Source organism: Pandoraea fibrosis, assembly GCF_000807775.2.
In the GTDB taxonomy this organism is placed as follows: domain Bacteria; phylum Pseudomonadota; class Gammaproteobacteria; order Burkholderiales; family Burkholderiaceae; genus Pandoraea; species Pandoraea fibrosis.
Genome location: NZ_CP047385.1, coordinates 3324059 through 3346582, shown reverse-complemented (window position 1 = coordinate 3346582; position 22524 = coordinate 3324059). Strand labels below are relative to the sequence as shown.

The 22524-nt window shown below is 64.8% G+C and carries 19 protein-coding genes; 7 read left to right on the top strand and 12 right to left on the bottom strand.

Going from position 1 to position 22524, the window contains the following annotated elements; genetic code table 11:
* Positions 1 to 220: 220 nt before the first annotated feature.
* Positions 221 to 937 (bottom strand): sulfite exporter TauE/SafE family protein, encoded by a 717-nt coding sequence (locus PI93_RS14760; protein WP_039365849.1) that lies wholly within the window; start codon positions 935 to 937, stop codon positions 221 to 223.
* A gap of 206 nt (positions 938 to 1143) precedes the next feature.
* On the opposite strand from PI93_RS14760, the gene PI93_RS14755 reads away from it, so the two are divergent.
* Positions 1144 to 2118 carry a LysR substrate-binding domain-containing protein gene (locus PI93_RS14755; RefSeq protein WP_039365851.1) on the top strand — a complete coding sequence of 325 codons (975 nt, stop codon included), beginning with the start codon at positions 1144 to 1146 and terminating at the stop codon, positions 2116 to 2118.
* Here PI93_RS14755 and PI93_RS14750 read toward each other — a convergent pair.
* The 8 genes from PI93_RS14750 to PI93_RS14715 all read right to left on the bottom strand — a co-directional run bounded on the left by PI93_RS14750 (position 2051) and on the right by PI93_RS14715 (position 9315).
* The gene (locus PI93_RS14750; protein ID WP_039365853.1) at positions 2051 to 2923 is read right to left on the bottom strand and encodes an AraC family transcriptional regulator; all 873 of its coding nucleotides are present in this window, start codon (positions 2921 to 2923) and stop codon (positions 2051 to 2053) included. The genes PI93_RS14755 and PI93_RS14750 overlap by 68 nt on opposite strands.
* Before the next feature lie 48 nt (positions 2924 to 2971).
* Positions 2972 to 3778, bottom strand: coding sequence for a trans-aconitate 2-methyltransferase (gene tam, locus PI93_RS14745; RefSeq protein WP_052240378.1), 807 nt, complete (start codon positions 3776 to 3778; stop codon positions 2972 to 2974).
* Positions 3779 to 3814: 36 nt separating this feature from the next.
* The gene (locus tag PI93_RS14740; protein WP_052240379.1) at positions 3815 to 4690 is read right to left on the bottom strand and encodes an anti-sigma factor family protein; all 876 of its coding nucleotides are present in this window, start codon (positions 4688 to 4690) and stop codon (positions 3815 to 3817) included.
* Positions 4683 to 5351 (bottom strand): RNA polymerase sigma factor, encoded by a 669-nt coding sequence (locus PI93_RS14735; RefSeq protein WP_039365855.1) that lies wholly within the window; start codon positions 5349 to 5351, stop codon positions 4683 to 4685. The genes PI93_RS14740 and PI93_RS14735 overlap by 8 nt, the downstream gene beginning before the upstream one ends.
* A 104-nt stretch (positions 5352 to 5455) precedes the next feature.
* Positions 5456 to 5836: a cupredoxin domain-containing protein gene (locus tag PI93_RS14730; protein ID WP_201278395.1), complete on the bottom strand. Its 381-nt coding sequence runs from the start codon at positions 5834 to 5836 to the stop codon at positions 5456 to 5458.
* A gap of 25 nt (positions 5837 to 5861) precedes the next feature.
* Positions 5862 to 6857, bottom strand: a complete 996-nt coding sequence (locus PI93_RS14725; protein WP_080759005.1) for a metallophosphoesterase family protein — start codon at positions 6855 to 6857, stop codon at positions 5862 to 5864.
* Between the two features lie 125 nt (positions 6858 to 6982).
* Positions 6983 to 7924, bottom strand: coding sequence for a M23 family metallopeptidase (locus PI93_RS14720; RefSeq protein WP_080759006.1), 942 nt, complete (start codon positions 7922 to 7924; stop codon positions 6983 to 6985).
* A 239-nt stretch (positions 7925 to 8163) separates the two neighbouring features.
* Positions 8164 to 9315 (bottom strand): acyltransferase family protein, encoded by a 1152-nt coding sequence (locus PI93_RS14715; protein WP_039365859.1) that lies wholly within the window; start codon positions 9313 to 9315, stop codon positions 8164 to 8166.
* A gap of 261 nt (positions 9316 to 9576) precedes the next feature.
* On the opposite strand from PI93_RS14715, the gene PI93_RS14710 reads away from it, so the two are divergent.
* Together PI93_RS14710 and PI93_RS14705 are read left to right on the top strand one after the other, a co-directional pair.
* On the top strand, positions 9577 to 10257 hold the full coding sequence (locus tag PI93_RS14710) for a phosphatase PAP2 family protein (protein WP_039365861.1): 681 nt from the start codon (positions 9577 to 9579) through the stop codon (positions 10255 to 10257).
* 331 nt (positions 10258 to 10588) lie between these two features.
* Positions 10589 to 12364 (top strand): PHA/PHB synthase family protein, encoded by a 1776-nt coding sequence (locus PI93_RS14705; protein ID WP_039366159.1) that lies wholly within the window; start codon positions 10589 to 10591, stop codon positions 12362 to 12364.
* Here the strand turns inward: PI93_RS14705 and PI93_RS14700 are convergent.
* Together PI93_RS14700 and phbB are read right to left on the bottom strand one after the other, a co-directional pair.
* On the bottom strand, positions 12346 to 12936 hold the full coding sequence (locus PI93_RS14700; protein ID WP_039365863.1) for a hypothetical protein: 591 nt from the start codon (positions 12934 to 12936) through the stop codon (positions 12346 to 12348). The genes PI93_RS14705 and PI93_RS14700 overlap by 19 nt on opposite strands.
* Before the next feature lie 51 nt (positions 12937 to 12987).
* The gene (gene phbB, locus PI93_RS14695) at positions 12988 to 13731 is read right to left on the bottom strand and encodes an acetoacetyl-CoA reductase (protein WP_039365865.1); all 744 of its coding nucleotides are present in this window, start codon (positions 13729 to 13731) and stop codon (positions 12988 to 12990) included.
* A gap of 660 nt (positions 13732 to 14391) precedes the next feature.
* On the opposite strand from phbB, the gene PI93_RS14690 reads away from it, so the two are divergent.
* The 4 genes from PI93_RS14690 to PI93_RS14675 are packed head-to-tail and all read left to right on the top strand — an operon-like array spanning position 14392 to position 20991.
* Positions 14392 to 15576 (top strand): efflux RND transporter periplasmic adaptor subunit, encoded by a 1185-nt coding sequence (locus tag PI93_RS14690; protein WP_039366161.1) that lies wholly within the window; start codon positions 14392 to 14394, stop codon positions 15574 to 15576.
* Complete coding sequence (locus tag PI93_RS14685) at positions 15573 to 18770, top strand: efflux RND transporter permease subunit (RefSeq protein ID WP_052240380.1); 3198 nt, start codon at positions 15573 to 15575, stop codon at positions 18768 to 18770. Before PI93_RS14690 ends, PI93_RS14685 begins: the two co-directional genes overlap by 4 nt.
* Positions 18767 to 20344, top strand: a complete 1578-nt coding sequence (locus PI93_RS14680) for an efflux transporter outer membrane subunit (protein ID WP_080759008.1) — start codon at positions 18767 to 18769, stop codon at positions 20342 to 20344. The genes PI93_RS14685 and PI93_RS14680 overlap by 4 nt, the downstream gene beginning before the upstream one ends.
* Positions 20341 to 20991 (top strand): TetR/AcrR family transcriptional regulator, encoded by a 651-nt coding sequence (locus PI93_RS14675; protein ID WP_080759009.1) that lies wholly within the window; start codon positions 20341 to 20343, stop codon positions 20989 to 20991. Before PI93_RS14680 ends, PI93_RS14675 begins: the two co-directional genes overlap by 4 nt.
* A gap of 63 nt (positions 20992 to 21054) precedes the next feature.
* Here the strand turns inward: PI93_RS14675 and PI93_RS14670 are convergent, their stop codons facing one another.
* Positions 21055 to 22311 (bottom strand): MFS transporter, encoded by a 1257-nt coding sequence (locus tag PI93_RS14670; RefSeq protein ID WP_052240382.1) that lies wholly within the window; start codon positions 22309 to 22311, stop codon positions 21055 to 21057.
* Positions 22312 to 22524 lie beyond the last annotated feature (213 nt).

Here is a 22524-nt window from a genome sequence, read left to right as displayed (position 1 = left end):
TCCGGCGGGAAATCCGCACGCCATTGTCGCCGCATTGCCGGGTTTGAGGGCAATCTTGCTCATCCTTCTGACCGGGTGATCGCGCGGACGTTGCGCGTTACCTACGTTGCGCAGACTTGGGCCGTGCCAATGCCGGTGCCCGGCTTAGGGCGGCGGTGTCGCCATCACCCTCTGGTCGGCGCTCAACCTGATCGCCGCCCGCCTCGAACGGGCGTGAACGTCAACGCCAAGCGGCGCTGAGCATCACGCCGCCGGAGACGACGAGCATCGTATCGAGCAAGCGCTGAAACACTGCCGGGGTCAGGCCCAGCACGAAGTGCTTGCCGAGAACGGTACCGAGCATCAACGTCAGGCCGACGATCAGTCCGTTGGCCCACGCCTCGGGCGGCAATGCGCCAAGGTCGGAGAACATCAGCACTTTGGCGACGTAGATCAGCACGGAACTGGCCGACTCCGAGCCGAGGAATGCGCCCCCCGATAAGCCATACGCGGCAAACGCCGGCACGCTGAGCGGCCCCGTGGAGAGCACGATGCCGGTGAGGAAGCCGATGAGCGCACCGGCAGCCGCCAACTGCCAGAGCGCAAGTCGCCATTGCTTGCGGTGCAGATAGTGCCGCGCCGGCACCATGGCGATGAAGAACAGTCCCAACGCGATGTCGACGACCGTGGCCGGCAGACTCCACAGGGTGCGTGCGCCAAGTGCCGCGGCCGGCGCGCCGGGCAGCGAGTAAGCCATCACGGCGCGCCAGTCGATGTCGCGCCACCAGGCCAGCACCTTCGAGACGTTTCCGATGATCGCAGCGACGGCCATGATCGGCACAGCCTGCTTCGGACCATACGTGTAGACCAGCACGGGAAGCAGCATCATCGACGACCCGGTGCCGACCACGCCGCTCACCGCTCCCGCCGCCGTACCCACGACGGCAATCATCGCCATCCCCCACGCGTGTCCCTCATAAAGCCCGAATAGCCCTGCCAGCATGCTTGCCTCGTCGTTTGCCTGCGCGCTCACCCCGCCTTGTGCCGCGTGAGCCATGAGTAGGACGATAAAGCATGACGAAGACTCACACCATCGACAAATTGGCATGAGTTCCGTGATAAAAAGTCACAACTCCAATGTCATGTCACCGATGAGGGCTCAGGATGTCGCGTCGTCAACCCCCCCCGTTGCACGCGTTACGTGTGTTCGAGACGGCCGCACGCGCCGAAAGTCTCAGCGCGGCCGCGCAGGAATTGTCGATCACTCATGGGGCGGTGAGCCGTCAGATCGCGCTGCTGGAAGATTGGCTTGGGCAGACGTTGTTCGTCAGGCAGGGGCAACGTAACGTCGCAACCGACCATGCCCGCGCGTTCGCCGCCGAGATCAGTGCGGCATTCGACCGGATTGACGATGCTGCCCTGCGCTTCGGCAAAGCGCCGCAAACCCGTATCGTGCGCGTGAATGCGCAAACCACGCTCGCCATGCATTGGCTGATCGCACGCTTGCCCGCGTTTCACGCGTCGCATCCCGACGTGCAAGTGGTCGTGACCACATCGAGCAGCGCCGACCCGGCGTTTCGCGGCGGCTTCGATGTCGCGATGCGGCGCGATCCGCCGCCGCGTCCCGAATGGCAGCCCTACGAGAAGGCCGTGCTGTTCACCGAGCAGGCGAGCGTCGTCGCTGCGCCCGCGCTGCTCGACGCCATCCCCCTACGGCGTTTGAAGGATCTCGCGAAGCATGCCTTCGTCGCGACACAGACCCGCGTGGGCGCGTGGGAGGACTGGCTGAGTGCCGCCGGCGTGCCCGCTTTGCGGCCAGTGCGATTCCATCGCTTCGACCACTACCACGTGAGCTTGCAAGCCGTCATCGACAGGCTGGGACTGGGGATCGGTTGCACGCCGACGCTCGGGCGCGAACTGGCCGCCGGCCGTCTGGCCATGCCTTTTCCGGACGTTCAGGTGCCAGGCGCGACTTACGTCACACTGGTGCCGCGCGATGCCGACAAGTCGCGGCCGTTACGGGACTTCCTGACGTGGGTGCATGACGCTGCCAACGAGAGGGCCACCGACCTCACTCCTTCGGCCGAACGCTCCACTTCCCGGGCGACACGCCGAACGCACGCCGGAAATGACGAGTGAAATGGGACAGGTCGTTGAACCCGTGTGCCACCGCGACGTCGGTGGCCGACGTCCCCGCCCGAAGGGCGGGCAACGCGCGTACCAGACGCAGCTGATTGCGCCACGCATGCGGCGCGAGGCCCGTCTCGCGTGAGAACAACCGTGCGGCATGAAAGGGTGAGAGATCGACGGCCTCGGCCAGCGCCGTGAGCGAGAGTGATTCGGTGAGATCGGCCGAGAGTCGCGCCTTCATCGTCTCGACGCGCACGGCGTCACGATGTGCCGGCATCTCCGGCACGTTTGCCTGCGCATGACGAATCAGCATCATCGACACCGCCTCGATCAACACGCTTTCCGCCAGCAGCGGGTCCGCCCCGGTCTGCAACAGACGGTGGGCTTCGATCAGCCGCTGCATCGCCTGATTGTCGTAGATGACGTTCTCGCCGAACCACGGCAAGGCGCCCTCGGACGCCATCAGCCCCGGCAAGGGACTGCTCAACTGACGCTGCACCCCCTGCACAAAGCTGACGGGCAGATAGAACACTCTGTAGCGCCACCCGAAGTCGGTCTCGCGCGCGCCGGTATGCACTTCGCCGGGATGAATGATGGCGACCGACCCGGCGTCTGCCACATGCTCGCCGCCCCGATAGGCGTAGCGCTCTGCGCCTTCGACGATACACGCGAACGTGTACGCATCGTGCCAGTGCGGCGCAAAGGTGTGGTCGTTGTATTCGGCCGTCAGCATGTCCCCGCCGGGCACCAGCGACGAGCGCCAGTACAGCGGGGCATTGCGGAACGGCGCAATGGGTTGGTACAGGGCATTCATGCCCGCTACTTTACACCGGCGCTCCATCGCCGTGCGGCCACCGGCCCCTCAGCGCGTGGCCACCACAAAGAGTCGCGGGAACGGCAGCAACACCGTACCGTCGGCCAGCGACGGATAAGCCTTCGCGATTTCTTCGGTATAGCGCGTCAGGAAAGCGTCGCGCGACGCGTCGTCGAGCTTGGCGAGGAACGGCCGCAATGCGCTGCCCTTGAACCATTCCACAATCGCCGGCGCACCGCCAGCGAGCGGGTGATAGTACGTGGTGCGCCAGATGTCGACGCGCGAACATAGGGCGCGCAGCAACGGATAGTAGAACGTTGCGCCATGCCGCGCCGTGCGTTCCGTGCCCCTGAGCGACGACGCCCAGCGGGGATCGGCTGCCACTTCGCGCATGAGTTGATGTGCAGGTTCGTCGAGATTGTCGGGCGTCTGCACCGCGAGCGAGCCGCCGGGCGCGAGACAGTCGATCAGACGCGGATACAGCGTCTCGTGATCGGGTAGCCATTGCAAGACCGCATTGGCGAGCATGACGTCGAACGGCCCGTCCTTCCATTGGGCGATATCGGCGACGTCAAAGCGAAACTGCGGCAGGCGGGCACGCGCCGCATCGACCATGTCCTGCGAGCTATCCAGGCCCAGCACTTGCGCCTGCGCATAACGCGCAGCGAGCACTTGCGTGGAATTGCCCGGGCCGCAGCCGATATCGACCACGCGTTTGACATCGCGATCCTCGATGGTAGGAATGGCAGCCACCAGATCGCGCACAGGACGCGTGCGCTCGTCTTCAAACTTGACGTACTGCGCGGCTTGCCACGCCGGATTCACCGGGGCATTGGGCGACGGATCTTGCGACATGACGGACTCCGGGGGAAAACGATAGCCGTCACGATATCAGGTCGCCGCCTGCAATGCCTCCACAAACACACGCAGATGCGACGCTTCGGCATCGGTAATGGCCCAGTACGTCATGCCCGCGCGTCGCCAACGCGCGATGGTGTACCCATCCGTGCCACTGATCGTCGGTGCCGCCGATCCCTTGTCGCGTGCGGGAAACACATACAGATCGATCGGGTGCTTGTCCGTCCGATAGACGAGCACCGCGACGGTGCGTCCGCCCACGTAATCGAGCCGCCCTCCCTCCAACGGGAAGCCTTTGTCCGCGAGGTTCACCACAGGCGGCGCATAGTCGATGCGCCCGTTGAACCACGGCTTGACGGTGTGCTGGTCGGTCGAGACCACATCGATCGGGTGTTGCGACAGCAACGCCCGCACGTGACTCGCCACGATCTCCTGCGGTTGCAGTCCGACGCTGGCCTGCATCTCCTGCGGATCTTGCGGCGGCGCAGGCGGCCGCGCCACCAGCAACGCCATCGCCACGGCCATGCCGCCAAGCAATGCTCCCCCTGCCCCGCCAAACAGCCACGGTGCCAGACTCGGCCCCCAGGCGGCCTCCGGCGGCTTCCCGGGTTTGTCGGGCTTATTCGACCTGACCGGCGTGGTTTCGGGCTTCGGCTCTGGCCGCGGCGATACCGATGGTGTAGCGGTCGCGTCGGGGGTAGGACTCACGTGACGTTCGGCATGGGCCAGTTCGTCGCGCAGGCGTTCGCGCAGTGACTGCGGTGCCTCGTGACGCAGCGAGCCGTCACGCAACATCTTGCCGAGCGTCGTGGCCTCGCCAGCCACCGGTGTGGCAGGTGTCGCGCCAGCGGACTTGTCCGTCATCCCGCCCGCCTGGGTCGTGTCGTTGGGTTCGTCGGGCTTATTCATCGCGTCCTCCCCGGGTGGTGCCGTCGAGCGGCAGACGTGTGAGACGTGTGATCTGCGCCGACGGCGTGCTCGATGTCGCGGCGGCGGGCTTGTGCACCGTGTCCCGCGCGGCGCGCACGGCGGCGGCCAACATCTGTCTGCCGCGGGCCAGACGCGACATGACCGTGCCGGCGGGCACCCCCACGATCGTCTCGATTTCCCGGTAGCTCATGTCCTCCATCTCACGCAACACCAGCACCTCGCGGAAGACGACCGGCAGCGTGGCCAGCGCGTCGCGTACCAGCGCACATTCGTCGCGGCGAACCGCCAGCATTTCGGGATCGCCGGGCGTCGTGTCGTCCCAACCAGGCAAACTCGCATCGCCGTGCAGACCGTGCGTGGCCTCGTCGAACGGTGTGCCGTCCGACGCATCGGAACGGCGGCGCCACTCCGTCAGCCAGGTGTTGCGCACGATGGCCAGCAACCACGCCCGCGCATTCTCGCCGCGAAAGCCGTCGAAAAAACGCAGCGCGCGCAGATAGGCTTCCTGCACGATATCGTCGGCATCGCTCGCGCTGCCAGACAGCCATCGCGCGAGGTTGTACGCCGCATCGAGATGCGGCAACGCCAGGGCTTCGAACCGTCCCGACGCCTGTGCGCCGGGTTTTTCAGCGTCGGTCACCGGGGTCTCCCGAGAACGGGCAACGCAGTGCCCGAGTGAATCGGTCAGGTGTCGCGAGCGCGACGCCAATGGGCTCATTGAATCACATCCGGTCAGGCAAATGACTATTTCACGATGATCACACCGGTCATGTGCGGATGAATCGCGCAGTAATACGGATACGTCCCCGGTTTGTCGAAGACGAACGAGAACGTGCCGTCGGTGTCGAGCGCCCCGGACGCAAACGCGCGCGGGTTGCCCGAGCTGGTCACGGTGTGCGGTTCATCGTCGCGGTTGGTCCAGGTGACCCGTGTGCCTGCCCGCACGGTGAGCGTGGCCGGAGAGAACGTGAAGTTGTCGATGTGAACGGCATCCGCCTCGGCGGCGTTCGCCGGCGCGGGCAGTGTCAGAGCAAGCGTACCTGCGGTCGCTATGGTGACTACGGCCACATGACGCAGCCATTGGCGCCGCTGCATGCCGTGTGTGCTCGGGAGAAGCGATTTCATGAGAGGTCTCCGGAAGCGGTCTGTGTCATGACGCCAACGTGGTGTCGCCGAGCAACGGCGCGCCATCGAGCGTGGTGAAGTCGACGCGACGAATGCCGAGCGTCTGCCGCAATTGCGAGGCCTCGACCTTCAGCGGTCCGGGGCCGGGGCCATCGCCCGGCGCGGGTTGCGGGAACGCGGTCGACATCGCGGTCTGCAACCGCACATTGCCCTCCACTTTCTGAAGGACCTGATGGATATGCCCGTTGAGCACCGTGACCGAACCGAACGGCCGGAGCAAGGCCAGCGCGCGATCGCCATCGTCCGTGCCCCATCCCCAGGCGGGGTAGACCGACCACAGCGGCATGTGCGTAAACACCACGAGCGGTGTGCTGTGGGAGCGTCCCTTGAGGTCGGCAGCGAGCCATGCGAGTTGCGCGTCGCCGAGATACCCCATGCCCCCGGCCTTCAGATTGAGCACGTTGACGAGCGCGACGAAGTGCACGCCCCGCTGATCGAAGCTGTACCAGCCAAGGCCTTTGGTGTCCGGCGAGAAGCGCGCGAAGAACGTGCGGCCGTCGTCGCCGATGACGTCGTGTTCGCCGGGCACGTAATGCGTCTCCAGCCCCGCGCCGTTCACGATCTGCTGCGCGATATCGAATTCCTCGGGGCGGGAGAGATGGCTGACGTCGCCGGTATGCAGCATGAACGCCGGGCGCTCCGACGCCCCCCGAATCCGCTCGATGGCGGATTGGAGCGTGGCAGCCGGATCGGGATTCGGGGCTTTGTTGAAGCCGATGTGGCTGTCGCTGATCTGCACGAAAGTGAGCGCATGGCTGGCCGGCATTTCCGCTGCGGCAGCAGTGCCAAGCGAGATGCCACGCGGCACGCCGCCGTCGAGCGTCCACAGGATGCCTGCGCCCGCCCACGCGAGACAAGCCATCGCCCTGCGCCGCGACATCGTGGGCGACGCCTCGCCGGCAGGGACCGGACCGGCTTCGTCAGACGTGACGTCCGGCTTGTCGTTTTCGTTGCGACTCATGACACACCTCCGCGGGATAGACGCGCTGCCCGGCTCGTCACCATGACGGGTTTCGGGCGCGCCGTTATCCGTAATACCGGCGGGTATGTCGTTTTATTCCCGGAAGCCGGGCGTCGAGGTGAATCTCAGAGCGGCGAGTACTGCCAGCGCTCGGCAGCCCCCGCTCGCCCGGGCGCATGGCACGATGGCAGGTCTTCCAGCAACCCCTGACAGACGTTGTTGACGACGGTATTCGCCTGACTTGCGTTGGCGGTGCGGCGAAGCAGCGGGCGCGGATCGGCCGGCACGCCGTCCCTGCGAAGTTCGAAATGCAGATGCGCGCCGGTCACCATGCCGGTCTTGCCGACCGCGCCGATCACATCCCCCGCCTTGACCGTCTGGCCGACGCGCAGCCCTCGCGCGGTGGCCGACAAGTGGGCGTAGATCGTCTCGTTGTCGTAGCGATGCTCGATCACGACGTAGCGCCCGAAGCCTCGTCTCTCATAACCGATCGTCTTCACCACGCCCTGCGCTATCACACGCACCGGCGCGCCGTGCGGGGCTACAAGATCGATGCCCGTATGCGAATGCTTCACGCGCCGCACGGGGTGATAGCGCGTGCCGTAATCGGACGAAATGCGCGAATAGGTCACCGGCATGACAAGGGCTCGCGAGGCACGCAGCATCGGCGCGGGTCTCGGCGTAGACCTGAGCGTGTTCGATCGCGCGGTGAGCGCCACCGTCTGGCAACGCAAAGCGTTGGCGCTCACCGAGGCGGGATACAGCGGCATGGCCTGACTGCAAACGGAATAGCGCGTGGTGGCGCCGCTCGTCGACGACGCACTCGCCCCCGATGCGGAAGAAGTGGCATGGGAGGACGCCAATGACGGCGTCAGGCGCGGATGCTGACGCAATGTGTCGTTCGTATCGCTCACGCTGGCCATCGCGGACAACGGCAAGGCCATGCATAGCCAGACGAACAAGGCAGGCCAGCGAGAGCGGCGGCCTTCGCCCTGCTTCCGCAGGCCGCGTGCACCGCCGTCCAACGCGGCGCACGTACGCTTGAAGGAAGGAGAAGAGAAAGACATCGCTCGAAGAAACAAATTCGGAAACGACGCAGTCTACGGGGCGGACGGGCGAAAATTAACGGGAAATCACCCAATAGGTACTTCAATAGTCGTCAAAGTGCCGCCATTTGTGAACGTTCCCAGCGTAGTTGAGAGAATCCGCGATGACGCAAGCGCTTGATGGCCGTTTTGGCACAATCCATCAGTGCGCCTCATGTCACCGCCTTCGTCATAAGGGAACGAAGCCGACTGTCGCCAAATCACATCGCGCCGGCCACCGTTGGCACGGCTTGGCGACGTAACAGGCGCCGGGCTGCCGGGCCGCTGACATAGCGGTGCAGCACGCCGCCGAGGACCGTGCATACCACCAGGACCGGTAGGTAGACGAGGAAAGTCCAGCGCATGTCGCCGCCCGCCACCGCGAGGTAGGCCGGCGTTACGGCCAACACGACAAACATGTGGCTCAGGTAAATCTCGTAACTCCACCGCCCCATTTGTGTGAGCCAGCGCAGACCGCCCGGCACCGCCCGCGTCGACCCATGCGCGGCAGCAAGCCAGAGCGCGGCACTCGCGCAGAGCAACAGCATGAGGTAGTCGTGCAGCCACCGCCCCAATACATCGCCGAAAAAAACCACTGCGATCAGGCCGGCCACGCCCGCCGCACCGACCGCGCGCGCCGCACCGCGCGGCAGCGTCACGCGGTGCATTGCCAATGCGGTGAGCACGCCCCACGCGATCGCCGCCATGCCGGGCAGGTACGCCTTCTCTTGCCAGATGTCATTGCCTTGCAGCGCGGCGCGCGTCCACGGCAGCGACAGGGCCAGCACCACAAGGGCAAGCACGCGCCACGGGCCGCGCAGCACCAGACAGAACCACGGAAAAGCCAGATAGAAACACTCTTCGATGGACAGCGACCAGAGCACATCCCACGCACCGGGCAGCCAGTTCGTGCGGCCCTCGTACCAGTTCAGCGTCATGGTGAGTGCGGCGCCCAATGCCCCCGCGAGCGATTGCCCCGGCTTGTTGATGATGAAGCCCGGCACCGCCATCCAGTGCATGACGGCAAGCAACGCCAGCAGCAACAACAGCAGCGGGAAGATGCGCACGGCGCGCAAGGCATAGAAATTGCGCCAGCGCAGCGCGTCAAGCGAGCCATAACGCGCCAGCGAACGACGTGTGATGACAAAACCGGAAATGACGAAGAACACGAACACCGCTTCGTAACCGTTGAAGCTCAGGCCGTTGATGACGCGTTCTGGCAGCACATCGCCCAACAGGCTCGGCCCGAGAGGTAACCGAAACCTGAGCGCGAGGTGATGAACCACCACGAACAGAATGGACAGGCCGCGCAACAGATCGATCGCGTCGTTGCGGGAGCGGGATGGCGTCTCGTGCGCCGCTTGAAAAACCATGAAATCTCCTCGGGCGATGTGTCGGGGGCCACATCCGCGGCCATCGTACTATGCCATTGCCGTCGGAGCAGCTCTCGAATTGCGCAGGGGTGGCCCTCGACGCAACGCGCCGTAAGACCTCATCGAACGATCCGCAACAAGTGGTGTCCGACAACGTCAGTCCGCGCTGCTTTGGGTCACGATTTGTTGCCGGTGCAGTGGCGCGCGTAAGATAGCGCTTTCGCCCGAAGCCCTCTGCCATCGGGCCGTTTTACGGTAGTCATGTCTAGCTCCTGGATCACTATCACCAATTTCGGCGGCGCGGCCGTCACAGTGCCCGCCGCTGCCGCTCTGACCCTCTGGTTGCTCTGCGCCCGCGCGTGGCGCATGGCGTTCACCTGGGTGGCGCTGTTTGGCGTGGCGTCGCTCGTCGTCGCGGCCTCCAAAGTCATGTTCCTCGGCTGGGGCCTCGGCGTGCGCGAACTCGACTTCACCGGCGTGAGCGGTCATACGATGCTCGCCGCGACGGTATACCCGGTCATTTTCTGGCTGCTCTTGCGCCGTCTCACCTGGCTCTGGCGTGTGCTCGGCATGGCCGCCGTGGTCGTGGCCAGCATAGCCGTCGGTGCATCACGGGTAGCGCTCTCGGCACACTCGATTTCGGAGTCGGTCGCCGGCTGCGCGGTGGGCTTTGCCGTCTGCGCAGCGTTTGCGTGGTTCACACGGCACGACGAGGCGCCCAACCTCAAGACCCTGCCGATGGCGGCGAGTCTCTTCGTCCTCGTGATGTGGCTGCACGGCGAACGGGTGCCGACACAACGCTGGATCACCCACATCGCGCTGACGCTCTCCGGTCGCGAACAACCATTCCGGCGAATCAGTTGGCACGCGCGCAAGCCCTCGCCGCCCCCGGCAGTCCCCGCGCTCCCGCCGGCATCGGGCATTCCCGCGCCCTCTCGGTGAATCGACTTCGCGTCCGATGACAACGTCCGCACGCAACTTGTCGTAGATCACGGGACTCATACGTGGCGTGCGTTATATTCTTCGAAACGCCTGATGTCATGTTGACGTAACGGCGAGGGGCCGACCGGCCCTTCGCCGCCTCCTCTTTCTGCCGCATACGGCGCGCACTCCCTGCCGGCGGCAAGCCAGAACGGAGTTCGCCATGCCGGCTCGCAATGCCAAGACGTCCGCGTCGAAGTCCTCCTCGTCGTCAAGCGCATCGCGTGCGCGGGGCGCGTCCAAGACAACCCGCCCGCGAACGCGCCGTGCTGCACCGAACGGCGCAGCGCCCATGCCTGCGGCCAGTCCCACGCCGCATCAGCCATCGGCGCCACCCGCGGCTGCGCCGCTGCCCTCAACGGCAACGTTCACCGATCACCTCGACCGGGCGGCGATGGCCACGACCGCACGCTTCACAGGCAACGTCTCGCCGGCCGCCGTGGCGCTCGCGTGGGCGGACTGGGCAATGCACGCCGCCACGGCCCCCGGCCATCAACTCAATGTTTTCAAAGCCTTTGCCGCTATCGACAAACCGGCGGCAGCTCAGTCGACGTCAGTCAGCGGACCACCCGAGGCAGACCGGCGCTTTCGCGATCCCCTGTGGGACAACCCGCCGTTTTCCTGGTGGCGCGATCGCTTTCTGCGCACTCAACATTTCGTCGACGAGATGACCGGAGACATTCCCGGCGTCGATCCGCATCACCGCGACGTGGTGCGTTTCATGGCGAGGCAATGGCTCGACGTCTTCTCGCCAAGCAACCTCGGGTGCCTGAATCCTGAAGTGCTCTCCACCCTGCGTGAGACGCAAGGCCAAAGCCTGATCCAGGGGGCGCAACGCTGGTGGTCCGACTTGCACGACATGGCGGCGGGCCACGCGCCGGGAGCGGGGCCCGAGGCATGCAAGGCGTTTCGTGTCGGTCACGAGATCGCCGCGACGCCCGGCAAAGTCGTCTATCGCAATGCGTATTTCGAATTGCTGCAATACGCGCCGACCCAACCGCAGACGTGGCGCGAGCCAATCCTGATCGTGCCGTCGTGGCTGCTGAAGTACTACATCCTCGATCTGGAAGCTCAGCACTCCCTCGTGCGCTATCTCGTCGCACAGGGCCATAGCGTCTTCATGGTGTCATGGCACAACCCCGGCCCGGAGGCTCGCGACCGCGGGCTGGAAGATTATCTGAACGAAGGGTTGCTCACGGCGTTGCGCGAGGTGCGTCGTCTGACGCACAACGCACCGGTGCACGCGTGCGGCTATTGTCTCGGGGGCACGCTGCTCGCCATCGCGGCCGCGACACTGGCGCGCGAGAACGGCAAGGACAAGGGGCACAATCCACTCGCCAGCGTTACGTTGCTCGCGGCGCAGACCGACTTCAGCGAACCGGGCGAGTTGGGCCTGTTCATCGATGCGAGTCAGGTGGCGTATCTGGAAGCGATGATGTGGCGTCAGGGTTTCATCGGCGGGGAACAACTCGCGGGGACGTTTCAACTACTCAATTCGCGCGATCTGATCTGGTCACGGCTCATGCGCGACTATCTGCTCGGCAAGCCGGCCCAGACGACAGACTTCACTGTATGGAATGCCGACACGACGCGCATTCCGGCGCGGCTGCATAGCCAGTGCCTGCGCGAGCTATATCTGAACAATGCGCTGGCGACAGGAACGCTTCAGGTCGGCGGCCAGCCTGTGGCGCTGTCGGATATTCGCGTACCGATGTTCGTCGTGGCGACCGAGCGCGACCACATTTCGCCGTGGCGCTCCGTCTACAAGATGCATTTGCTGTACCACGGCGATCTCACGTTCGCCCTCGTCTCGGGCGGGCATAACGTCGGCGTAGTGTGCGAGCCGGGACACGCGCGCAGTCACCACCGGGTAGCAACGCGTGCAGCGGGGACTGCCTATCGCGCACCGGAAGATTGGTTCGCGGCGACACCTGCCATGCAAAGCTCGTGGTGGCCGGCGTGGCAGGCCTGGCTTCTGGCGCAGGGCAGCGGCAAATCCGTTGCCGCCCCCTGGCCGCCAGCACGGACGCTGGCCGACGCGCCCGGAACTTACGTGCTGGAGCGATGAGCGTGAGCGCCGCCACGCTTGGGCGGCACACGGCCGTTGAGCGGCGACTGCTGTGATACGGCCGCCTCGGTTGCCTGTGCGGCTTCCGTCGACATGCGACGCCATGCATCCATGGTGCCTTGCGTGGCGTCGTTGAACGCCTGGAACCACTTCTGCAGAGGCGCTTCAGCCGCCCTCGCCGCTTCCCCCGCAGAGGTGCCGACGCCCATCAGATCGGGCAGTGTCATCGCGCCCGCCATGCCGTGCTGAAGCTCTTCGCCCGTTTTGCGGCAATGCTCGGCCCACAGCAGTTGATTGTTGGCACACACCGCCAGCCACTCCCGCCAGAACTCGTTTTGCTGCGCTAGCTGACCGTTGAGGAGTTGCAGATGCGCGGTGAAGAGCGCATTGAAGTCCTTCGCGCCACCCAGCGACTTGGCCGCTTCGGCATGCGCCTTGAGCAGTTCGCCGTCACGCGCCGCCTGCAACTGATGCGTGCGTTGCGCAGCTTCGAGAAAAATGCCATAAGCGCCCAACGCGCTCGCGGTACCGAGTTTGACCAACGTCAGTGCCGGGTTCGTTTCCTTTGACATCGTGAATCTCCTGAATAGTGGGTTAGCTGGCCGATGCGCTGTCGCTGCGCGTTACTCCATATGCATGCCACCGTTGATGGCAAGGTTGCTGCCGGTGATGAAACCTGCGTCGTCCGACACGAGAAAGGCGACCAGCGCAGCCACTTCGTCCGGCTGCCCCAATCGACCGACCGGAATCTGCGGGAGAATGCGCGATTCGAGCACTTCCTGCGGCACCGCCGTCACCATCTTTGTCGCGAGATACCCCGGCGAGATCGTGTTCACCGTGACCCCCGCCTTGGCGACTTCGAGCGCCAGCGCCTTGGTAAAACCGTGCATGCCCGCCTTCGCGGCAGCGTAATTCGCCTGCCCGAAGGCGCCGCGGCTGCCATTGACCGACGAGATGTTGATGACACGGCCCCAGCCGCGCGCGACCATCCCGCCAAAGAGCGGCCGGGTCATGTTGAACACGCTATCCAGATCCGTGCGCAATACCGACTGCCAATCTTCGGCAGTCATCTTGCGCATCGTGGCGTCGCGCGTAATTCCCGCATTGTTGATGAGAATGTCCACCGGCCCCGTGTCAGATTCGACGGCTTTTGCACAGGCCTCGCAAGACGCGAAGTCGGCGACGTCGACACGATAGGCGGCAAAGTCGCGGCCGGTCTCGCGCATACGCCCGACCCAGCCGTCGCAGTCCTGATTCGTGGGGGAACAGGTCACCGCGACGCGGTATCCGGCATCGACAAGACGCATGCTGATCGCCTCGCCCAAACCGCCCATGCCTCCTGTGACCAATGCTATTCGTGTTGTCATGGCTATCCGTCTCTGGTTAACGTCGATCGTTAAACTTCGGATACATCCAGCATAGTCCCGAACTTCCGACTTGCTGCTGCGTAAGCCCCCTGACGTGCCCTTCGCTTGATCTCGGTCAAGCGCCCGTGCCAACACTGCACTGCCTGCGCGAAAGGCTCGCCGGCGGCCTGCGCTTGCAGTGCCGTGTACGTCATGAAATGCCGGGGGTCTTCGCTACGATGTCGCCAGTCGTTGCAACTGGCCCCAGTGCGACTCAATGCGCGCGACAATGTTCCTCGGATATGACAATTTTTCCCGGACGCCCCTTCCCCTGGGCCCGCAGCGCCTCGCCTTTGTCACATTGCGTTTGGTAGGCAAGACCGGGATGCGCCGCGTGTACGCTCCATAGGAATCGTACTCCAAAATAATTCGCCGGTTGGCCTTTCTCCGGCCGTCAAAAACATTCCAATGACGCGCCCCTATCGATAGTCATAGGGGATCGAAATTTCCCTGCAACGCCCCGTTGCAGGGCGTTGGCAATCCATATATCATCGCCCGTAGATTTTTTCCGGATCGCGTCGTTTTGCCGGTCATGCTGCCCTTTCCGCTTGCCCGGCGAACGTGTCGCGAACTCGTTGTCTTGTCTCCCGGATGTCTCACTTTGAGAGTCACGAGCGCATGATGCCTCTTCTGCCCGATACCGCCCCACGCCGCCGCCGGCTTGCGCTGGCCATTGCCACTACCGCCATCGCCGCCGCATCGTTGGCGGCCTGTTCGCGCAAAGCCCCGCCGGAGGCGCCACCGCGCCCGGTCGTGGCCGTTGCGGCCAAGCTTGCCGAGCAGACGCCAATCGCGTCGCTGCCCGCGCAAATCGAGGCCCGCTACGCCACCCCCCTGTCGTTTCGCGTCGCAGGCAAGATCATCGACCGGTCGGTGCGGCTTGGCGACGCCGTGAAAGCGGGACAGGTCGTCGCGCGCCTCGATCCTGCGGATCTCTCGAAGAACGCGGCCAGTGCCCGCGCGCAGCTCGACGCCGCACAGCACCAATTGGATTACGCGACGCAAACCGTCACTCGCGATCGTGCGCAGGCACGGGAAAACCTGATCGCGCCGGCGCAACTCGAACAATCCGAGAACGCTTACGCGAGCGCGCTGGCGCAGCGCAATCAGGCAAGCCAGCAAGCCGCCTTGGCGGGCGATCAGTTGAGCTACGGCAATCTCAAGGCGGATCGCGACGGCGTCATTACCGCCGAGCAGGCGGATACGGGCCAGAACGTCAGTGCCGGTCAGCCGGTGTATCAATTGGCATGGACGGGCGATGTCGACGTGATTGCCGACGTGCCCGAAGTCGCCCTCAGTGCTTTCCGTATTGGGCAGACCGCGACCGTCACGCTGCCGGCAGTGCCCGGCAAGACGTGGCAGGCGCGCGTGCGCGAAATCGCCCCGGCGGCCGATCCCATGAGTCGCACCTATCGCGCCAAGCTCTCACTGCTGTCCCCCGGACCGGACGTCAAGCTCGGCATGACGGCCAACGTGGCGTTCGCCCAACCGTTTGTGGCTGCGGCACCGGCATCAGGCGCTCCAGCATCGGCAGCACAGACGACCGTAGCCGACGCTCAGCCCATCACGCTGCCGTCGACCGCACTCTTCCACGATGGCAACCAACCGGCCGTGTGGGTGGTGAAGCAAGACGACACACTGGTGCTTCGACGCGTGAAAATCGCCCGATACGGTGAGCGCACCGTGACGGTCGCCGGCGGCATCCAACCCGGCGAGCGCATCGTCTGGCAAGGTGTCCACACCGTCACGGCCGGCGAAAAAGTCCGCGTGATTCCGCCCCTGCACGCCGAGGATATCGCGTCATGAGCACGCAGGACGGGAAGCCGCCCGTGCCCCAGCCATCCGCCGAGCCAACGACTGAGCCGCAGGACTACCGCCACGAAGAGGGGCGTTTCAACCTCTCCGCCTGGGCGCTTCGTCACCGCGCACTCATGGTCTTCCTGATCGGGATGGCCACGATATTCGGCATTCTCGCGTACTCGCGCCTCGCACAATCGGAAGATCCGCCGTTCACGTTCCGAGTGATGGTGATCCGCACGTTCTGGCCGGGCGCGACGGCCAAACAGGTGCAGGAACAGGTCACCGACCGGATTGCGCGCAAGCTTCAGGAAATGCCGTCCATCGACTTCCAGCGCAGCTATTCGCGCCCGGGCGAGTCGTTGCTGTTCTTCTCGATGAAGGATTCGGCGCCCGCGAGCGAAGTCCCTGAGGAGTGGTACCAGGTTCGCAAGAAGGTCGGCGATATCGCCTACACCTTGCCGCAAGGCGTACAAGGGCCGTTCTTCAACGACGAGTTCGGCGACGTCTACACGCATATCTTCACGCTGGAAGGCGACGGCTTCGGCCCGGCCCAGTTGCGCGACTACGCCGACGCGCTGCGCACCGTGCTCCTGCGCGTGCCCGGCGTGGCGAAGGTCGATTACTTCGGCGATCAGGACCAGCGCATCTACGTCGAGATCAACAATACGCAGTTGACGCGCCTTGGCATCTCGCCGAATCAGATTGCGCAGGCCGTGGGCGCTCAGAACGCGGTCTCTGCGGCGGGCACCGTCGAAACGCCCAACGATCGGCTGGTCGTGCGCCCGAGCGGCCAGTTCCGCAATGTCGATGAACTCGCCGACACGCTCATTCGGGTGAACAACCGCACCTTCCGTCTGGGCGACATCGCCACGATCAAGCGAGGCTATGTCGATCCGCCCGTGTCGGAAATGCGCTTCGGCGGCAAACCCGTACTCGGCATCGGCATCACCATGCAGAAGGGGCAGGACGTCGTGCACCTCGGCAAGGCGCTGGCCAGCACGATGGGCGATCTGCGCGCCCAGTTGCCGGCCGGTCTCACGCTGACGGAAGTGGCGAGCATGTCGCAATCCGTCTCGCATTCGGTCGACGACTTCCTGGAAGCCGTGGCCGAAGCCGTCGCCATCGTGCTGATCGTGAGCCTTGTCTCGCTGGGATTCCGCACCGGCATGGTGGTGGTGATTTCGATTCCGGTCGTGCTCGCCGTCACCTCGCTGTTCATGTACATCTTCGACATCGGCCTGCACAAGGTGTCGCTCGGCACACTGATTCTGGCGCTCGGGTTGCTGGTGGACGACGCCATCATCGCCGTCGAAATGATGGCGGTGAAGCTCGCGCAGGGCTGGAATCGAAAACGCGCGGCGGCCTTCGCCTACACCAGCACGGCGTTCCCGATGCTGACCGGCACGCTGGTGACCGTATCGGGCTTCCTGCCCATTGCGCTCGCCAAGTCGAGCACCGGCGAATACACGCGCTCGATCTTCGAGGTCTCGGCCATCGCGCTGCTCGCGTCGTGGCTGGCTGCCGTTGTCCTCATTCCGCTGCTCGGTTACAAGCTGCTGCCGGAGCGCCCGCGCGAAGCGCATCACGGCGACGATCACGAGCATGAGGTCTACGACACGAAGTTCTACAACCGCCTGCGCGGCTGGCTGACGTGGTGCATCGAGCGCAAGATCGTCGTACTCGTCATCACCGTGGTGCTGTTCCTGATCTCGATGGCCGGCTTCTCGCTTGTGCCGCAACAGTTCTTCCCGAGTTCCGACCGGCCGGAATTGATGGTCGATCTTCGTTTGCAGGAAGGCGCGTCATACCAGGCGACGCTTCGCGAGACGGAACGTCTGGAGAAAATCCTCGAAGGCCGCAAGGAAATCGACCATACGGTGAGCTTCGTCGGCACGGGGGCACCGCGCTTTTACCTGCCGCTCGACCAGCAATTGCCCACGCCGAACTTTGCACAACTGGTGATCACCGCCAAGTCCGTGGAAGCGCGCGAGGCGCTCGCACAATGGCTCGAGCCGAAGTTGCGTGAAGCCATGCCCGGCGTGCGCACGCGTCTGTCGCGACTGGAAAACGGGCCGCCGGTCGGCTTTCCGGTGCAATTCCGCGTGAGCGGCGACGACATCGGCACGGTGCGCAAGATCTCCGAGCAAGTGGCGGACGTCATGCGAGCCAACGGCGACACGGTCGACGTGCAGTTCGACTGGGACGAGCCGTCGCAACGCTCGGTGCGCTTCGAAGTCGATCAGCAGAAGGCCCGCGCGCTGGGCGTGAGTTCGACGGACATCGCGAACTTCATCGCCATGACGCTCACGGGTTACGACATCAGCCAGTATCGCGAACGCGACAAGCTGATCGCCATTACATTGCGTGCACCGAAAGCGGAACGCGTCGACCCGGCGAAGATCGCCACCCTCGCGATGCCCACGCCGAACGGACCGGTGCCGCTAGCCACGCTCGGCCATGTGGTGAACGATCTGGAATACGGCGTGATCTGGGAACGTGACCGTCAACCGACCATTACCGTGCGCTCGGACGTGCGTGCCGGTAAGCAAGGGATCGACGTGACCGAGGCCGTCTACAAGAAGCTGGACGACATTCGCCGCGCGCTGCCGGTCGGCTATCGCATCGAGATCGGCGGATCGGTCGAGGAGTCCGGCAAGGGACAATCGTCGATCAACGCGCAGATGCCGATCATGATCATTGCGGTGCTCACGCTGCTGATGATCCAGCTCCAGAGCTTCGCGCGCACCATGCTGGTGGTGCTCACCGCCCCGCTCGGCATGATCGGTGTGGTGGCCACGTTGCTGTTGTTCGGCAAACCGTTCGGCTTCGTTGCCATGCTGGGGGTGATTGCGATGTTCGGCATCATCATGCGCAACTCGGTGATTCTGGTCGATCAGATCGAGCAGGACATCGCGGCCGGCCACCCGCGCTTCGACGCCATCGTGAGCGCCACCGTGCGACGCTTCCGCCCGATCACGCTCACCGCAGCCGCCGCCGTGCTGGCACTGATTCCGCTGCTGCGCAGCAACTTCTTCGGCCCGATGGCCACCGCACTGATGGGGGGCATCACCAGCGCCACCATCCTGACTGTGTTTTTCCTGCCGGCGTTGTATGCCACGGCGTTCCGCGTGCGTCACCACGAGCGCGCGCCGCAGGCCGACAATACGTCGTCAGGCAGTTCGCAAGGAGATCGCTCATGACGCGCCTCGCCCTACGTCGGCGCTCGCGCCGTCCTCTCGTCGCGCGCCTCTCGCCCCTCGCCGCGCTGGTGCCACTCGTGCTGGCCGGCTGCGCCTTCGCGCCCAGCGACAAGCCGCCCGCAATGCCCTCGCCCGCGCACTACGGCGTGAAGGCGTTGCCCACGAACACCGTCAGTGCCCAGGGCACATCGCAGCAATTCGATGTGGGCGCTGCACCGGTGAAAGCGTGGTGGCAGGCCTATCGCTCGGACAAGCTCAACGCGCTCGTGGACGAAGGGCTGCGTAACAGTCCCAACCTGTCGTCCGCCAACCATGCGTTGCAGGCAGCACGCGAGCAGTTGAAAGCGCAAATCGGTTCGTCGCTCTTCCCGTCGATCGATATCGGCGGCGAAGCGGCGCGCGAGCGCAATCTGGGGATTCCGACGTTCGGGCCGCCGACCGCGCTCTACAACATGTTCGTCGGACAGATTCAGGCGCGCTACACGTTCGATTTCTTCGGCGCCTCGCGCTTTGCAAACGCCTCGCTGGCGGCGCAGGTCGATCAACAGGCGTTTCAGTTGGAATCGGCGCGTCAGGCGCTCGCTGCGAACATTGTCTCCGGCGCCATTAGTGCCTCGGTGCTTGGCGCGCAGGTCAAGGCGACCGAGCGGCTCGTCGAACTCGCGCAGGCCGATGCCACCGATATGGCGCGACGCGAAGCCCTCGGCGCGGTATCGCGATCCGATGCGCTGGCATCGGCACAGAACGCGGAATCGCTCGCGGCGTCGCTACCGGGCTTGCGGGCGCAATGGCAGTCCACTCGCCACGCGCTGGCAGTGCTGCTCGGCCGCACCCCGGATCAGGCACCCGACGATCTCTCGCTGGGCGAGTTGAAGGTGCCGGAGAAGGTACCGGTGGCCGTGCCGTCCACACTGTTGCAGACGCGCCCGGACATTCAGGCGGCCGAAATGGCGTTGAAGGCGGCGTCGGCCGAAGTGGGCGTCGCGACAGCGCAGATGTTTCCGAGCCTGTCGCTCACAGCGTCGATGGGCAAAGGCGGCTTCAACTGGCCCACCGTGATGTCGAACGCCGGGTCGCTCTGGAGCATTGCCGGGTCGCTCACGCAGCCTCTCTTCCACGGCGGTGCGCTGCTTGCCCAGCGACGCGCAGCCAAGGAAACCTATGAGGCCGCCGTCGACCAGTACAAACAGACCGTACTCACCGCATTCAAGAATGTGGCCGACACGCTGGCGTCGCTCGAAGCGGACAACACGTCGCTGCTACATGCCGACAATTCGAGCGCGGCGGCCGAGCAGATCTATCGCGACACGGCGGCGCGCGTGCGGCTGGGCGCGCTGCCCGTCTCGGCCGTGCGGGCACGCGAACAGCAGTACTGGAACGCCTATATGACGACAGTACGTGCAACCGGCGCGCGTTTGTCGGATACTGCGCTCCTGTTTTATGCGATGGGGGTGCCGCCGGAACCGACATCCGACGCCGCCGGGCCTGCGTCACCTTCAACGGTGGTGCCGCCACAGGCGCCGGACGCGGCCGCGCCGCCGGTACGCCCCGCGCAAGATGTTGCCCGACGATGACAGCCACACCGATTACCCGGGGCCGACGGCCCAAACACCTGCCAGACGGCCGTGCAGCGTTGCTGAGCGCGGCCATCCACGCCTTCGCCCAGCTCGGCTACGACGGCGCCAACCTGCGCGGCATTGCGCGCGCAGCGAAAGTCGACGCCAGCCTGGTACGCGTGCATTTCGGCTCGAAGGAACAGTTATGGCGGGCATGCGTCGATGCGCTCGAAGCCGCACTGGCGGAACCGGGCGAGCGGTTGTGCGCCCTCTCGCTGGACAAGTCGCGCTCCGTGACCGATCGGCTCAAGGAAGCGATTGCCGTCATCGCCACGCATGCCATCCATCACCCGGAGCACAAGGCGTTCATTTCCCAGCACGCGGCGGAAACCGGCGAGCGTGGCGCGATCCTGCATCGGCATCTGGTCATGCCGGTCTATGAATGCCTGGCGCCGTTGATTACCGAGGGCATTGCGGCGGGGGTCGTGCGCGCCGAGCATCCGGAGATGTACTTCTGCCTGCTCGTGAACGCGCTGCATCCGCCGCCCGGCTCTCCTGTGCTGATGCAATTGATCGCGCCGGAAGTCGGCGGCGAGGCGTTCGGCCCTGCGCTGCTCAAGCAAGTCGAAATGGTGTTCTTCGCAACGCCGGACAAAAAACGCTGACACCCCGGCGTGGGCGCCCATCGCGGCGCATCGCATTACGCCATCACCATGCGCTCACGCCGCCTAGCGCACCGTCGACGCGCCCGGTGGCAACCCACCGGCTGCCGCACCTTCGGCGCCCGTGCCCAGCACCACGCCGCGCCGTTCACGTCCGAAATAGATCATCACGGCGATCACGACAGCCACGATGCCAGCCACGAGCGCCATCGCCAGACCGAAATTGCCGTCATGCGCCTTGGCAATGCTCGCCTGCAGGTTGCCGTTGACCGACGCGAACAGATTCCCGAGCTGGTAGACGAGTCCCGGGAACGTCGCGCGAATCTCGTCGGGCGACAACTCGTTCAGGTGCGCCGGGATCACCCCCCAAGCACCTTGCACCGAGATCTGCATCAGGAAAGCACCGATCGCGAGCAGCACGGCACCGCTGGAGAATGCCCACAACGGAAGCACCGGCAGTGCGATGAGCGCGGCGATGATGATCGCCCGGCGACGGCCGATTTTCTCGGAAAGTGCACCAAAAAACAGCCCGCCGATGATTGCGCCGATGTTGTATGTGATCGCGATCCAGCTCACGGTATGCGTGTCGAACTTGTGCTGCACTTGCAGGAAGGTCGGATACAGGTCCTGCGTGCCGTGCGAGAAGAAGTTAAAGGCGGTCATCAGCACAATGGCATACAGCGCCAGCTTCCAGTCCCGCGTCAGCACCTGCACGAAGTTGGCACGCGGGGCCGCGCGCTCCACCGCACCGCGCTTCCAGGCAGGCGACTCCGGCACATGCCGCCGGATGTAGAGCACGAGCAACGCCGGCAACACGCCGACGAAGAACATGCCGCGCCAACCAATGCTGTCGTAGAAAAGGCCGTAGACCACCGAAGCCAGCAGGTACCCGCTGGGGTAGCCCGCCTGCAGCAGGCCCGAGACGATGCCGCGCGAATGTGTCGGCACGCTCTCCATCGTGAGCGCCGCGCCCACACCCCACTCGCCGCCCATCGCAATCCCGAACAGCGCACGCAGGATCAGCAGCACGGTCAGGCTTGGCGCAAAGCCCGAGGCCAGTTCAAGCAAGGCATAGAGCAGCACGCTCGCCATCATGGCCGGTCGTCGCCCGAATTTGTCGCCCAGGCGACCGAAGATAAAGGCACCCACCGGACGCATGGCCAGCGTGAGCAGCAGCGCAAATGCCACGCTGCCGAGTTCGGTGTTGAACTCCTTCGCGATGTCCTTGAGTACGAACACCATCAGGAAGAAATCGAACGCGTCCAGCGTCCACCCAAGATAGCTTGCCGTTACCACATGCTTCTGTTCACGTGTCCAGGACATGGCGTCTCCTCCGTGTGCGGCACTGTTGCGCGACGAAATGACTCTACGCCTTAATTCGGGAAGCCATGCAAGTCGGAAAAAACCGGCCGAGAACCCGCATAAATCCTTGACAGACAGCTTTGCGACGAAGGTTTTACCTGACCAAACACCCCGGATTCGGGTCGGTCTCCGGGCAGTGCGAAGCTGCGCTGCATCGCGCCAAATCACCTGACG

Coding starts and splice junctions, on each gene's coding strand:
- PI93_RS14760 (WP_039365849.1), bottom strand. CDS start 937: ATGGCGATGATTGCCGTCGTGGGTACGGCGGCGGGAGCGGTGAGCGGC.
- PI93_RS14755 (WP_039365851.1), top strand. CDS start 1,144: ATGTCGCGTCGTCAACCCCCCCCGTTGCACGCGTTACGTGTGTTCGAG.
- PI93_RS14750 (WP_039365853.1), bottom strand. CDS start 2,923: ATGAATGCCCTGTACCAACCCATTGCGCCGTTCCGCAATGCCCCGCTG.
- tam (WP_052240378.1), bottom strand. CDS start 3,778: ATGTCGCAAGATCCGTCGCCCAATGCCCCGGTGAATCCGGCGTGGCAA.
- PI93_RS14740 (WP_052240379.1), bottom strand. CDS start 4,690: ATGAATAAGCCCGACGAACCCAACGACACGACCCAGGCGGGCGGGATG.
- PI93_RS14730 (WP_201278395.1), bottom strand. CDS start 5,836: ATGAAATCGCTTCTCCCGAGCACACACGGCATGCAGCGGCGCCAATGG.
- PI93_RS14725 (WP_080759005.1), bottom strand. CDS start 6,857: ATGAGTCGCAACGAAAACGACAAGCCGGACGTCACGTCTGACGAAGCC.
- PI93_RS14720 (WP_080759006.1), bottom strand. CDS start 7,924: ATGTCTTTCTCTTCTCCTTCCTTCAAGCGTACGTGCGCCGCGTTGGAC.
- PI93_RS14715 (WP_039365859.1), bottom strand. CDS start 9,315: ATGGTTTTTCAAGCGGCGCACGAGACGCCATCCCGCTCCCGCAACGAC.
- PI93_RS14710 (WP_039365861.1), top strand. CDS start 9,577: ATGTCTAGCTCCTGGATCACTATCACCAATTTCGGCGGCGCGGCCGTC.
- PI93_RS14705 (WP_039366159.1), top strand. CDS start 10,589: ATGCCTGCGGCCAGTCCCACGCCGCATCAGCCATCGGCGCCACCCGCG.
- PI93_RS14700 (WP_039365863.1), bottom strand. CDS start 12,936: ATGTCAAAGGAAACGAACCCGGCACTGACGTTGGTCAAACTCGGTACC.
- phbB (WP_039365865.1), bottom strand. CDS start 13,731: ATGACAACACGAATAGCATTGGTCACAGGAGGCATGGGCGGTTTGGGC.
- PI93_RS14690 (WP_039366161.1), top strand. CDS start 14,392: ATGCCTCTTCTGCCCGATACCGCCCCACGCCGCCGCCGGCTTGCGCTG.
- PI93_RS14685 (WP_052240380.1), top strand. CDS start 15,573: ATGAGCACGCAGGACGGGAAGCCGCCCGTGCCCCAGCCATCCGCCGAG.
- PI93_RS14680 (WP_080759008.1), top strand. CDS start 18,767: ATGACGCGCCTCGCCCTACGTCGGCGCTCGCGCCGTCCTCTCGTCGCG.
- PI93_RS14675 (WP_080759009.1), top strand. CDS start 20,341: ATGACAGCCACACCGATTACCCGGGGCCGACGGCCCAAACACCTGCCA.
- PI93_RS14670 (WP_052240382.1), bottom strand. CDS start 22,311: ATGTCCTGGACACGTGAACAGAAGCATGTGGTAACGGCAAGCTATCTT.